This window comes from Mesorhizobium sp. M7A.F.Ca.MR.176.00.0.0 (assembly GCF_004023165.1).
GTDB lineage: Bacteria > Pseudomonadota > Alphaproteobacteria > Rhizobiales > Rhizobiaceae > Mesorhizobium.
Genome location: NZ_RZTC01000145.1, coordinates 1 through 12,630 on the forward strand (window position 1 = coordinate 1; position 12,630 = coordinate 12,630).

Sequence of the window (12,630 nt, forward strand, 5' to 3'; positions counted from 1 at the left end):
ATTGGGGCATTAAGATGTGTGTTCGTAGACGCCATCCTCATCGAGGATGAGGGTGTCGGCAAGAGCGCAAATCTCCAGCAGACGCTGCCAGTCTGCATTGTTGCGCGCCAGCCGGGAGACTTCGAGCCCCATCACGATCCCGGCGCGCCCCATGCCGACGTCGCTGACCAGGCGCTGAAACCCCTCGCGCCAGGCCGCCGAAGCACCGGATTCGCCCTGATCATTGTCGACGACGATAATCTGCTCATCCCGCCAGCCGAGGGCGACCGCACGTCCACGAAGCGCATATTGCCGCCTGGCGCTCTCGGTGTTCTCGATGACTTGCCGCATCGAGGATTGGCGGATGTACAGGTAGGCGCTGCGTTCGACGTGATGAGACTGGACTTTAAGGTGCGCATTCATGGTGATCTCCGGTCGTGGATGCTCATGGCTATTATCGCAAGGACGTGAACGACGGCTGCGTGCCCGCCGTGCGTCGGCCAGGCGGTCGACGGTGGATGACTTTGTTCTTGCGGGGGATTTGCTGCTGCGGCCAGCGTCTGTGCCCACCCCCACATGCCCCGGCGCAGAAAGAGCATGAGGCCGCTACGGGCCTTGAGCGGCAGAGCTTCGCCGAGGGCTGCCCCGCGCAGCACCTCATACTGGGCCGCAATGGCCGACGACAGGATCGACGAACGCGCCGATGTCGCGGCAATGTTCACCTGCCGGTTTTTTTTAATACCCGCTCGATCGTCCTGGGATGAAGCTCGACATCGAGTTCGCAGCGGACCAGCTTCGCCAGTTCCCGAGCACGAACGGGTTCGCCCGGGGCCAACTGCGCCTGAAGAAACGCCAGGACTTCGTCGTCGATCTTGTGGGGACCGCGGGGGCCCGGCTTCTTTGGTACTAGTCCCGCAATCCCGGCTGCGTCGAAGCTCGCCCTTGCCTGATAGTAGGTCGGCCTGGAAACGCCATACTCGTCGGACGCCACCGTCACCGACACGTTGTCGATGGAGACGCGCCGCAGCATCTCGTATCTGACCTGCACGGCGTCGTGCGGATCGAAGAACTCGCTGCCCCGGAACTTCGGATCGCCCACCTTCTCGGGGCTTGGATTGAAGGTGCCTTCTTCGATGAGGGCATCCGTCTTCGAGCGCTTGCTGTCGGACATCGCAGACATCGCCGGCTCCGAGTGCGGAAAGAAGCATAATCGTAAATATATTTATGCCGCCATTAACATCGTTGTCAAGGCGGCTTGCGTGATCAACACTGAGAGTGTAGCCGGAATGTCGGGATATGCCCATCATGTAAATCCTCCAGCGGCATAATCTGCCTTACAGAAGCGGCATAATTATCCTTACAGCTTGTCGAGTGATCGCGAAGCCGACTTACCAGAAAGGCGCCCGACCAGACTGGCCAGTTCCAGCAAGTCGACAGTACGCAAGAGCGCCCTCCCATTCCCCATGACAACTTCTGGATCCGGGCTCGCAAGATCAGTCCATTGCGGAGGAACCGACCATACGGCGCTATCGTCGGCCTGCAGCAAAAGGCGTTCGCCATGCCGATTGTATCGTCTGCCGACACATGGCAGCAGCCGCGAGAACAGAGGATGAAACGGATGCGTGATCCGCACTAATTGCGTATCTGCGTTCGTAGAGTCTGCATTCCCAAGTGAGGTACAAGAAGCTGGAGCGCGGGCGTTTTATTTGGCCATCGGCGGCCGACGGCACGGTGGTGATCACGCCGGCGCAGCTTGGCTATCTGCTCGAAGGCATCGACTGGCGCATGCCGCAAAAAACCTGGCGTCCGAGCTCGGCGGGATGAGCAAAATCGTTGGCATGGAGGAGCGAATATGATTCCATCGCGCCATGACCGACGCGGCCGATCAGCTTCCCGGTGACCTTGCCAGTGCGCACGCGATGATCCTCGCGGAGCGCGCCGCCCGCCGTGAGGCGCAAGCACTCGCTGCCCGCGCGCAGGCCGTGAACTCGCATTCGGATGCGCTGATCGCGCGGCTCAGGCTGGAGATCGAGAAGCTGAAGCGCGAGATCCATGGCAGCCGCTCGGAGCGCAAGGCGCGGCTTCTCGAACAGATGGAATTGCAGCTTGAGGAGTTGGAAGTCGACGCTAGCCAGGACGAATTGGAGGCGGAACTGACGGCACGCTCCTCGACGGTCAGGGCGTTCGAGCGCAAGCGACCGTCGCGCAAGCCTTTCCCCGAACATCTGCCGCGTGAGCGCGTGGTGATAGCCGCGCCGGCGAACTGCCCGTGTTGCGGTTCGGGCAGGCTGGCCAAGCTTGGCGAGGACGTTACCGAGACGCTGGAGGTGATCCCGCGCCAGTGGAAGGTGATCCAGACCGTGCGCGAGAAGTTCTCTTGCCGCGAATGCGAGAAGATCTCGCAGCCGCCGGCGCCCTTCCATGTGACGCCGCGCGGCTTTGCCGGGCCGAACCTTTTGGCGATGATCCTGTTCGAGAAGTTCGCCCAGCACCAGCCGCTGAACCGGCAGAGCGAGCGCTATGCCCGCGAAGGCATCGACCTCAGCCTTTCCACACTGGCCGACCAGGTTGGCGCTTGTGCCGCGGCGCTCAAGCCGGTGCACGCGCTGATCGAGGCGCATGTGCTTGCCGCCGAGCGTCTGCATGGCGATGACACGACCGTGCCGATTCTGGCGAAGGGCAAGACCGATACTGGGCGCATCTGGACCTATGTCAGGGATGACCGGTCGTTCGGCGGAACATCGCCGCCGGGAGCACTCTACTATGCCTCGCGCGATCGGCGGCAGGAACATCCCGAGCGTCATTTGCGGAGCTTCACCTGCATTCTGCAGGCCGATGCCTATGGCGGTTACAATCCGCTGTTCAAGATGGACCGTGACCCCGGCCCGCTGACCCAGGCGCTGTGCTGGGCGCATGCGCGCCGCAAGTTCTTCGTGCTTGCCGACATCGCCACGAATGCCAAGCGTGGAAAGAACGCCGCGCCGATCTCGCCGATCGCGCTTGAGGCGGTCAAACGCATCGACGCCTTGTTCGATATCGAGCGCGAGATCAACGGGCTTTCCGCAGGCGAACGTCTGGAACGCCGGCAGGAAAGCCGTCTTCTCGCCACCGAACTTGAGGCCTGGATGCGGGCAGAGCGGGCAAGACTGTCGCGCAGCTCTCCGGTCGCCGAGCCAATCGACTATATACTGAAGCGCTGGGAAGGGTTCACGACCTTCCTCGGCGATGGCCGGATTTGCCTGACCAACAACGCGGCCGAACGCGCGCTGCGTGGTTTTGCTCTCGGCAGAAAAGCTTGGTTGTTCGCGGGCTCCGATCGCGGTGCCGATCGGGCTGCCTTCATGGCGACGCTGATCAACACCGCCAAGCTCAACGACGTCGATCCGCAGGCTTGGCTTGCCGACGTCCTCTCCCGCATCGCCGACACGCCGATCACACGGCTCGAGGGCCTGCTGCCATGGAACTGGCGGCCCGCTCGGGCGCTCATGGCGTCGGCCGCGTAAACAGCGCGCGAAACAGTTCCTTCGAGCGCCGAAGACCCTCGTCCGTCAATACCAAGGATTTTGCCTTGTTAACCGGGTCGGCAATCAATCCCTTCCGGTGAAGTCGATCCGTCACGTCCCAGTCAAAGCACTTCCAGGCGCACCGTTCATTGTGCAGGGTCAGCCAAAGCAGTGCCAGGACCGCATCATCGATCTTGTCGGTATCGATCTCCATCGCTGCAGCTTAACACAGACAGCACCGCCGCACCCAGACCGGATGGATACCAAAAGCCGGTATCTCAATAATCGGATCGAACAGGATCACAGGCGTATCAAGCGCCGCATTCGATCCATGCTCGGCTTCAAGTCGCAGGCGAGCACCGTGGTTATCCTCTCCGGCATCGAGATGATCCATATGATGCGCAAGCGACAGGCGCGGTATGCCTACAATCCCAGTCCATCGATCGCCGAGCAGTTCGACATCCTCGCCGCCTGACGGACAGGCCGAAATGGCCGTTCACTATCCCATTTCCAAGTTTGCGACAGAGCCTGTATCGACGTGTCATATGAAGCGGTCCGGCGGGCAAAGCAGAAGTTCTGACCGAGAGCCAGAAACCAAATTAGTCAATCACGAAAGCCCTGGGGCTATTCGTTGCGCTCACGTTCAAGAAGAGCCGGTTGCTGCTGCTCCACCCGACAACCCGACACCCCGTGGACCGTTAACCGCAGAAATTTCTGACAGGCTCCACCCGAATCGCGGACCTCATCGAGGCGGCGGCGGCAGGATATATCCTGATGTAAATGTTCCAAAATTAAAATTTTGGGACATTTACATCTAGGATTAAATGATAGTTTTTAATGATCTCGGTGCTAAGAATAAGAAACGACTTTCCGAAAATTTGTTAGAGTGTAGAGTCAGATTATCCAATTGCCAATATCCTGGCGCATTTGATTGCTCTAGATATGGCATATCAATGGCGATCATTGCGATCAACGAGTTATAGTCATAGGCTTTATAGCGCATAACGCTGCGATCCATTTATACATCAAATTGGTTAATTGAGCGTAAAGAACATCATAATTAGTAATAATCCTGGCCTTTTATTTGAATAAAGTGCAGCACAACAACATGCATTTCCTCGATTGCAAAGCAGAACGAAGAAATGGAAACGAAAATAACAATACAACAAATACAACGAAATCAAAGACAATTAAGGAGGAAATGGTATTTCTACGATGATCCAGGAATAACATTAGCGTATAGTGGCGAGGGTTGCGCCACTAATCCCAACCAGATGCGCTCGGCCAGTCAGTGGCGGGCGTAGAGGAGGGCCAAATCATCTGTCCGTGGGCGACGATGTCGAAGTGCCCCCTTGTTATACAGCGGGTCCATACACCGTTTCCTTCGGAAGTGAACTGGCTAGTGGGAAAGATGGCGAGGAAAGACTTGATATGTTCACGCTCGACTGTACTGCACCATCGGTCGTGGTACTTACTAGCTATAGATTTAGAAGTGATGACCTCATTGTATGGCCAGAGGTCCATCGCCAGCACCACCCCAGGAAAATATTTAGTTGGGACTGCTTCTAAGTTCCTGTGTTCAACACAGGATTCTACCACATCTGTGGGCAAAAAGACATACAAGAGGGGGGGGTTTGGAGCACAAACAGGGACGCGTTCAAGTTCGATAGGTTCACAATAGCCAAAGAGTGGAGTTTCTGTCATGCAGGGCCCCGTTTCCAATGCAGTAAAATTTTTTGGAGGAAGTCCCTTAGCTTGTTCATAAGCCCGCGCCTCAGCCACCCAATTGACCTGAGCCTTCATGACCCGCTTGAGGTAAGCACGATATTTTTTGACTGCCTCATTAAGGCCGTCGCAGAGGTCGTGTTTGGGCATCCCCGTTAGGCAGATGCTGTCAAATCTGGGGCGCTCGTAGGTTGGATAGTTGTCTGCCATGGTAAAGTTGTGTGTCTAATTCACTGTATGGCAATTATAGGTGTCACTGGTTTATATAGAGGGCACTGGTTCTGTGCATCCGTTAACCCTCACGAGAGTTCACGGGGCGTGACTTTAGCGTTCTGTATAGGGGCAAGTCAACAACACGTCACATTCGTTGCAACAGCCAGAAAAGTCCTCTACGTATTCTGGAAGAGCCAGAGTAGATGACTCCATCGCCCGTGGAATCTGTGATATTGAGTGATTGGCTATAATTGATTTATATGCAACACGTTGACTACGCGAAAAGGCGCCATTTAAAGAGAGTGGAAAGTTATTCGGTGGGGAGATGCTGTTGGCCCCCGCATTGGGCTGTGGGCCCCGCATTGGGCAGGATATGCAGAACAGGGGCGGCTCTTCCTTATTGGACCGCAATTGTAGACAGCGACAGCACCCAATGGCGAGCAGAACAGGGGCGGCTCGGCTCGGCTCGGCTCGGTGGGGGGCAGGATCTATAGCGATGTCGCCTTTCTTTCTTTCTTTCTTTCTTTCTTTGTGCATTCGTGCACTCGCGGCGTAAACGGCGAAGCCGATACTCCTGACTTCGAACAGGTCGGTCCCGGCACACGCACGTGAAATGGACCCCGATTTTGGGACCATGAGCTTAGTTGGAAGGGCTGCTGCGTTGTAGGCGGCAAAGAGAGAGCTGGTTCGGGAAATTTGAACAGGGGGTTAAGTGGAATTTCTGCCTGAGCTGAGCCAGAGTGGCTCACGAACAGGAGCTGAAATGCCGAAACGAATTCGCCGTAACCATGCTGCTGGTTTTAAAGCCAAAGTGGCGCTTGCGGCCCTGAAAGGGGAAAAGACGCTATCGGAATTGGCGCAGCAATACGATGTGCATCCCAACCAGATCGCGGATTGGAAGAAACAGCTTCTTGAGGGAGCCGCGAGCGTGTTTAACGGTGGGGAGAAAGCGTCACCAGCGGTCGATGTGAAGGTTCTTCATGCCAAGATCGGCGAATTGACGCTGGCCAATGATTTTTTAGGCTCGGCGCTCGACAAGGCCGGGCTGTTGGCGAGCGTAAAACGATGATTGATCGCGACCATGACTTGCCGATTACAAAGCAGGCTGCCGAATTGGGGATCAGCCGGGGCAGCGTCTACGCCTTGCCTCGGCCCGTGTCAGCCGCCGATCTGAAGCTGATGCGCCGGATCGACGAATTGCACATGGATTATCCGTTCGCCGGCAGCCGGCTGATGCAAAAACTCCTGAAGCGGGAGGGCTATGAAACGGGCCGCTTACACGTGCGAACCTTGATGAAGGGGAGCATGAGGATTTGTGGGGCGGGCTGGACCGGAGTATGTCGTCACCATTGAATTTCGACGGGGCCGGCGGATTTGAAAAGGGCAAAACGGGCAGCGACGAAAACTGCCGGAGAGGCGGCAGCCTCGGAGGATGAGATTTCCATCCTGCAATTCCGCATCTGGCTGCACGACGTGAGCCCGATGGTGTGGCGTAGGGTTCAGGTTCCCTCGACGATGACGCTACGCGAGTTTCATGGCGTCCTTCAGGTCGCGATGGGATGGGAAGGCATACACCTTTACCAGTTCGTCATTCACACGGTGCGGTACGGCTCGTGGGAGGCGGGTGCCCGCTCTCCGGTTGTCACACTTGGCAATCTGCAACTGCGTAAGGGCAGCCGGTTCCTGTATGAGTACGACCTCAACACCCCCTGGGAGCACGAGGTCCGGCTAGAGGAGCGCCGGCCTGTCAAACACGGCGCTCACTATCCGGCGTGTACGGGCGGCGAAAGCAACTGTCCGCCTGAGGATTGTGGTGGACCGGGAGCCTGGATGTGGCAGAGGGACGAGGCGCTCGGGCCTGACCTCCATGAGGATCTCGCCACAGCATTGGAATTCATCACGGAAATCGGCGACACCCGGTCCCTTGCGGTCCTCGATGATCCGGACCGCGCTGGGGAATTGCAGGAATTGCTCTTTCGGATCAAAGGCCGAGCTACTCTGCTGGGCCAGTCGTTCGAGGAGCGGAAAGTGAATGATCGCCTGCGGCAGAGCGAACATCTGATCCTCATGCACCAGCAGATGTGACGGACCTGGCGACCTGATCTATCGAAAGCAGGTTGGCCCCCAGAAGGTGGCATCATCACCGCGAGTGTGCCGGACGCCCGAACAAGGCCTGCGCAGCCTTGGTCCGTGATCTGATCGAATTTCCGGCGCAGGTCGCGGCCGTAGTTCCGGCGCAATGTCGCGTCGTCTCGATATTCTCGTGGCCAAGGAAACGCTGCACATCGGTGATGTCCATGACGAGCCACCTCAGTTTCGTCGCCATGGTGTAGTGCAGAAGGTGCGGATAGACCCGCTTGGTGATCCGGGCCTTCCCTGAAATCTGGGGAACGATCTGGCCGATGCGCTGGCGGCTGTAGGTGTAGGGCATGGCGGACGCCGATATGAAGCCGGAGCGTCTGCGCCAGTTCCCGGCGGATCGGTATGCACCCCGGTTTCGAGCAGGGTCTGGAGCAACAGACCTGTCGTTCCGCCGGCGTCATAAGCATGGTTGATGACGGTCAAGTTCCTCCTCGACCCTCCGCCGTTCCGGCGGCGATCACCGGCCAGGCCTGTGCAGGCGCGTTTGATGACCGCCGTGCTTTGCAGGTAGTCGATCCCTTCCTGGATCAGGATTGTTGCGATGGCGTTTGCGGCCCGCTTTATCGAGGTCATGTCGGGTTACCGGACGATTTTCGGATTGCTAACTGATGGTCTTTATCAGCGTTTCCGGCAGGCCGCAGAGGAGAAACGGGCGTCACGGGCGCAATCAGTTTTTCCACTCCGGTCATTCTGGAAAACTCGATGCGGGAAGACGACATGCGGGCGCGGCTAGTATTGCAGATGATAGATGACGATGGCGAAAGAATCGCGACCGAGACGGTCGCCGATCTGGTGAAGGTGACGAAAGGGGCCGAGGATCTCGGTCTGTCGTTGTCGGAGGCGAAAAGCCTTCTTGCGAAATTGCAGCAGGCGATGGTGGAGACGCAGGTGGAACTTTGGCTGAGCGAAAACCGCGAGCTTGATGGGCGTCGCCTGCGCAGCAAGGGAAGCTATCCCGTCACCTTTCATACGCTATTCGGCGACGTGCGCCTGAAAAGCCCGCGCTATTTCCTGCCGCGAACGGACGGCGCGAGCAGCCCTGCAACGGTCTCGCCGTTGCGGACACTGATCCCAGACCACATCGCGCCCGAACGCCTCTATCTGGAAACCCGGTGGGCCTCGCTCGTGCCCTATGCCGCCGCGGCCGAGTTGCTGGCCGACGTGCTGCCGATCGATTGCGGCGCCAACGCCACAACAGTCCGGCAGCATGCGCTGCGCACCGCTCGCCGCATCGAGCGGGAGTTGACGGAAGAGCGGGTATCCTTCATGCAGGATGCCTGCCCGCGCGACTGGATGAACCTGCCTGTTCCCGATGGCCGCATCGTCATCGGCCTGGATGGCGGCTACATCCGCGACCGTGACGACCGGAAGAAGAATTTCGAGCTGATCGTCGGCCGCTCGCTGCCTGAAGTCGGCGCTCCGCGCTACATAGGTTTCGTCCACGGCTATGATCGCAGGCCGCAACGGCGCATTCTCGACCATCTTAAGAAGCAGGGCGTCCAAGCCAATCAGGATATCACCTTCATCACCGACGGTGGGGAAGAAGTCCGCTCGCTCGCCGAGATGATCGCCCCGGCGAGCGAGCATGTCCTCGACTGGTTCCATATCACCATGCGCATCACGGTCCTTCGCCAGTTCGCTCAAGGGCTCGAAAACCACGACGAACAGGCCGGACAGGACCTGCTTGAAACCCTGCGCAGGATCAAATGGCATCTCTGGCATGGTAACGTCTATCGTGCCCGTGACGAAATCGCCGGCCTGCGATTCCACGCGGAAGGTTTCGAAACAGGCTATCCGAACATGCGCAAGTTCCTGACCGCTATCGGGGAGTTCCAGACCTACATCGCCTCCAACAGTGCCAGCCTGATCAATTACGGCGAACGCTACCGGTCCGGAGAACGCATCTCCTCGGCCTTCGTCGAGGCCACCGTTAACGCCGTCATCTCCAAGCGGTTCGCCAAGAAACAGCAGATGCAGTGGAGCAGGATCGGCGCACATCTTTTGCTGCAAACCCGCACGCAGACCCTCGACGGCTCCCTGCGCTCGACCTTCCGGCAATGGTATCGCGGCATGGCGAACGACAATCACGAGAACGGCGAAATGGTCCGCGCCGCTTGACCGCCCCACAAATCCTTATGCTCCCCTTTATCGCAGAGCTGGTGGTCGATCGCGAAGACGAGGTCGATCTTCCCGAAGCCGAGGAAATCGCCTCGACCGCCTGGAGAACCCTACATCTCCCGGAGATCGCCGCCCTGCGACCGGGCCTCGTTCCAGAGTGGCCGATCTACGCGTTGCTCGCCGATGCGAGCGAGCCCACAGCGCTTGCCGGCCGGATTGACGCCGTCGCATTGGACGAGGGTCGCGCCTCGGTCGTTCTCGATTGGAAAAGTGACATCGCGCCGACGGAAGAAGACATGCGAATTCACGCGGGGGTCATGTCAGAGGAAACTAGGTTGAAGCGTGCAGGGTGGGCTTCTAGCGTCGAAGGATGACCAAACCCAGCCCGTTCCGTTACTTCAAGACGTCACCCGAGATCATCCGATTGGCGGTGATGCTGTACGTCCGCTTTCCTCTCTCGCTGCGCAATGTCGAGGATCTGCTGCACGAGCGCGGCATCGATGTCAGCCATGAGACAATCCGGTTCTGGTGGAACCGGTTTGGCCCGATGTTCGCGGCTGAAATCCGCCGGAAGCGAGCGCAACGGATGCGGGCCTGGCCGCAATGGCAGTGGCATCTGGACGAGGTGTTCGTGAAGATCAACGGCGAGACCCATTACCTTTGGCGGGCCGTGGATCACGAAGGGGAGATACTCGAAGCCTTTGTTTCAAAGAGGCGGGATCGCAGGGCAGCACTGAAATTCCTCAAGAAATCAATGAAACGAAATGGTTCTCCGAAGACCATCGTGACGGACAAGCTAAGGTCCTACGGCGCGGCCCTGAAGGAAATTGGAACTGCCGATCGCCAGCAAACCGGGCGCTGGATGAACAATCGAGCGGAGAATTCACACCTGCCATTCCGACGACGAGAACGAGCCATGCAGCGCTTCCGGCAGATGCGATGTTTGCAGAAATTCGCCGCAGTCCATTCGTCCGTCCAAAACCACTTTAACCAGGAACGCCATCTCTACACTCGCGACAATTTCAAGCTTAAACGGGCCGCCGCTCTCGCCGAGTGGCGCAGCCTCGGCTCGGCCTAGACTTCACAAATTCTTGGCGAACTGCGACTGGTTCGAATTGGTCTGACAGCACCCCGGATAGGATTGGTGAACTTTCGGAGCGCCGTCTGGATTTGCAGGCTCTCGCCTATCGCACGGAGCTCGTCCTCGGATAAAGTGCGGTCGCCTATCCATTCCGCAATACGGCCAGATCGCGTGGTTCGGCCCAATGTACGTCGACCAAAGCGCGCCCGGGCCTGGCTGCGCAGATTTCGCATATAGGCTGCCGCAGTTGCCGCCATGCGCGGACGAGGTGCCTGGGTCTGGACATCTTCGTCCTCGTCGCCGTCTTGCTCGTCATTGTCGTCGTCGGGCGTATTGAGCCCGTCGATAAATGCCGCCAGGCCTTCGAGAAATTTTCGGTCCTGATTGACCTGAGTATTGAGGCGCCGCCGCAACGCGGTGTCGGTTTCTTCCCTCATGCTGGAGAGGAGACCTTCAACGTCAGAGGAAACGCTCACCAGTTCCAGTAAGGCGCGAGGAAGCGAAATGGTAGGCGTTTCCGCGACGACGGCCTCTCTAAGCCTCCGCCCGAGGCGCGCGGTTTCCGAGTTTCCATTCTTTTCAAGGAGGTCGGCTGCACCGCCTAAATCCTCCCAGTAGTCGCCGGCCTGCCAGCTTACAAAATCCTCATACCAAGCTGTTTGCTTGTTGAGCACGTCAGGAAGGACATAGGATTCACCTTCCTTCATGATGAAAGGTCCGCCGCCGTCAGAAGCTTTGAGGATGCGAAACCTGTTTCGCGCCAGGCCTTGCCGAAAGCTTGACCATGTCGCGATCTTCTGGTCGGGCGCAGCAATGTTTTCGCGCGCGAAGGCCTCCTTGAGATACTGCTTGAGCAGGTCCGTGGGAGTGAACATCAGCCAACTGTGAGAGTGATCCACGGCATTGTCGGCACTGCTGTTGTCGGTCAAGCGCCGTTCATCGTCATCAAGATAGACACGATCGACCTTCTGTCCCAAACGCCGGATCAAGGTCGTGGTTTTGCCCGTGCCGGGCGGTCCTATAATCAGCAACTGACTGTTGAGGGGCAACCGGAAAATCTCGTCCTGATAGCGATCCAGGATCGGTTGGTCACGCAGGCCCATCTTCGTGATGACACTGCGCCGGATGCCTTCAATGATGTTGGTTGCTTGCTCATCGATAGCCAAAATACTGTCGAGGATGGAGCTATCTTCCCCGACGGCAATATGCACGGCGAGTGCATCGAGCATGGAGATGACGGTAATGGGCCCGTAGAATTCGCCCTCCAGAATGGAGTTACGCGAGTCCCACTGGCCCTGGCGCTCATGAGGATGAAGGATCGCCTTCTCGATGATCTCGACAGACTGAACGCCACCAGGGGTTCGGATATCGAAATCGTCGCCCACATCCAAGGACGCCAGCCGGCCCATCAACGAATTGCGTCCAGCGAAGCGTTTGTCTCCGCCGGGGCTTCCTGAAGCCGTTCCACGGCAAATGTAATAGATGACGATCTTTCCATCGTCCTGACGTGCTACCACCCTGGCGATGGCCGGTTCTTTGGCGAGCAGTTCGAGAGCACGGCGGTTTGCGCTGTCGACGTTGCCCAGGGCCCTGACGGCTTCGCCTGACGTAAAGGTGTTCACGCTGGCGAGCGCCGTCGGGCCGGTGGAGTATGGCTCGCCAAGCGCCGAACGTGCGTCCTTGGAAATTCTCTCGAAAACGTCGAGGCTTTCGCTCGAAACCCGTTCGATCTGATCCTGGTAGTTCGTGACCATTCCCATCTCCCTGCCGATTGTTCTTATTCTTGGATTGGGCTGCTATGTGCAACCAAATACGGAAGCGAGAACCATAAAATATAATATGGAAAGCTGCGCCCAGTGCCGCCTAACC

General features: G+C 58.1%; 11 protein-coding genes and 3 pseudogenes. 8 read left to right on the forward strand and 6 right to left on the reverse strand.

Features of this window, described 5'->3' with window-relative positions; genetic code table 11:
* Nucleotides 1–21: 21 nt before the first annotated feature.
* Nucleotides 22–402, reverse strand: a pseudogene (locus EOB59_RS30660) (recombinase family protein); the annotation flags it as partial.
* Nucleotides 403–697: 295 nt separating this feature from the next.
* Complete coding sequence (locus tag EOB59_RS30665; RefSeq protein ID WP_095488792.1) at nt 698–1,159, reverse strand: helix-turn-helix domain-containing protein; 462 nt, start codon at nt 1,157–1,159, stop codon at nt 698–700.
* Between the two features lie 491 nt (nt 1,160–1,650).
* Between EOB59_RS30665 and tnpB the strand changes: the two genes are divergently transcribed.
* On the forward strand, nt 1,651–1,803 hold the full coding sequence (gene tnpB, locus EOB59_RS30670; protein WP_245330064.1) for a transposase: 153 nt from the start codon (nt 1,651–1,653) through the stop codon (nt 1,801–1,803).
* Nucleotides 1,804–1,898: 95 nt separating this feature from the next.
* The gene (locus EOB59_RS30675) at nt 1,899–3,482 is read left to right on the forward strand and encodes an IS66 family transposase (protein WP_245486827.1); all 1,584 of its coding nucleotides are present in this window, start codon (nt 1,899–1,901) and stop codon (nt 3,480–3,482) included.
* On the opposite strand, the gene EOB59_RS30680 is transcribed toward EOB59_RS30675, so the two are convergent.
* Nucleotides 3,463–3,696 (reverse strand): DUF6429 family protein, encoded by a 234-nt coding sequence (locus EOB59_RS30680; protein ID WP_095488795.1) that lies wholly within the window; start codon nt 3,694–3,696, stop codon nt 3,463–3,465. The two genes, EOB59_RS30675 and EOB59_RS30680, sit on opposite strands and share 20 nt — an antisense overlap.
* Nucleotides 3,697–3,747: 51 nt before the next feature.
* On the opposite strand from EOB59_RS30680, the pseudogene EOB59_RS30685 reads away from it, so the two are divergent.
* A pseudogene (locus EOB59_RS30685) lies at nt 3,748–3,957 on the forward strand (DDE-type integrase/transposase/recombinase); the annotation flags it as partial.
* A gap of 785 nt (nt 3,958–4,742) precedes the next feature.
* Here EOB59_RS30685 and EOB59_RS30690 read toward each other — a convergent pair.
* Nucleotides 4,743–5,417 (reverse strand): RolB family protein, encoded by a 675-nt coding sequence (locus EOB59_RS30690; RefSeq protein ID WP_095488796.1) that lies wholly within the window; start codon nt 5,415–5,417, stop codon nt 4,743–4,745.
* A gap of 766 nt (nt 5,418–6,183) precedes the next feature.
* Here EOB59_RS30690 and EOB59_RS36885 point away from each other — a divergent pair.
* Both EOB59_RS36885 and EOB59_RS30705 read left to right on the forward strand, forming a co-directional pair.
* Nucleotides 6,184–6,719 (forward strand): annotated as a pseudogene (locus EOB59_RS36885) (helix-turn-helix domain-containing protein); the annotation flags it as partial.
* 75 nt (nt 6,720–6,794) lie between these two features.
* Nucleotides 6,795–7,505 (forward strand): plasmid pRiA4b ORF-3 family protein, encoded by a 711-nt coding sequence (locus EOB59_RS30705; RefSeq protein ID WP_245330065.1) that lies wholly within the window; start codon nt 6,795–6,797, stop codon nt 7,503–7,505.
* Between the two features lie 55 nt (nt 7,506–7,560).
* Here EOB59_RS30705 and EOB59_RS30710 read toward each other — a convergent pair whose 3' ends face one another.
* Nucleotides 7,561–7,866, reverse strand: a complete 306-nt coding sequence (locus tag EOB59_RS30710) for a tyrosine-type recombinase/integrase (RefSeq protein ID WP_280953401.1) — start codon at nt 7,864–7,866, stop codon at nt 7,561–7,563.
* 413 nt (nt 7,867–8,279) lie between these two features.
* Here EOB59_RS30710 and EOB59_RS30715 point away from each other — a divergent pair, with 413 nt between their 5' ends.
* The 3 genes from EOB59_RS30715 to EOB59_RS30725 are packed head-to-tail and all read left to right on the forward strand — an operon-like array spanning nt 8,280 to nt 10,758.
* Nucleotides 8,280–9,680, forward strand: a complete 1,401-nt coding sequence (locus tag EOB59_RS30715; protein WP_095488818.1) for an ISKra4 family transposase — start codon at nt 8,280–8,282, stop codon at nt 9,678–9,680.
* Nucleotides 9,677–10,054, forward strand: coding sequence for a hypothetical protein (locus EOB59_RS30720; protein WP_128289979.1), 378 nt, complete (start codon nt 9,677–9,679; stop codon nt 10,052–10,054). Before EOB59_RS30715 ends, EOB59_RS30720 begins: the two co-directional genes overlap by 4 nt.
* Nucleotides 10,051–10,758: an IS6 family transposase gene (locus tag EOB59_RS30725; RefSeq protein ID WP_095488810.1), complete on the forward strand. Its 708-nt coding sequence runs from the start codon at nt 10,051–10,053 to the stop codon at nt 10,756–10,758. The genes EOB59_RS30720 and EOB59_RS30725 overlap by 4 nt, the downstream gene beginning before the upstream one ends.
* Here the strand turns inward: EOB59_RS30725 and EOB59_RS30730 are convergent.
* Nucleotides 10,755–12,515 (reverse strand): ATP-binding protein, encoded by a 1,761-nt coding sequence (locus EOB59_RS30730; RefSeq protein WP_095488811.1) that lies wholly within the window; start codon nt 12,513–12,515, stop codon nt 10,755–10,757. The two genes, EOB59_RS30725 and EOB59_RS30730, sit on opposite strands and share 4 nt — an antisense overlap.
* Nucleotides 12,516–12,630 lie beyond the last annotated feature (115 nt).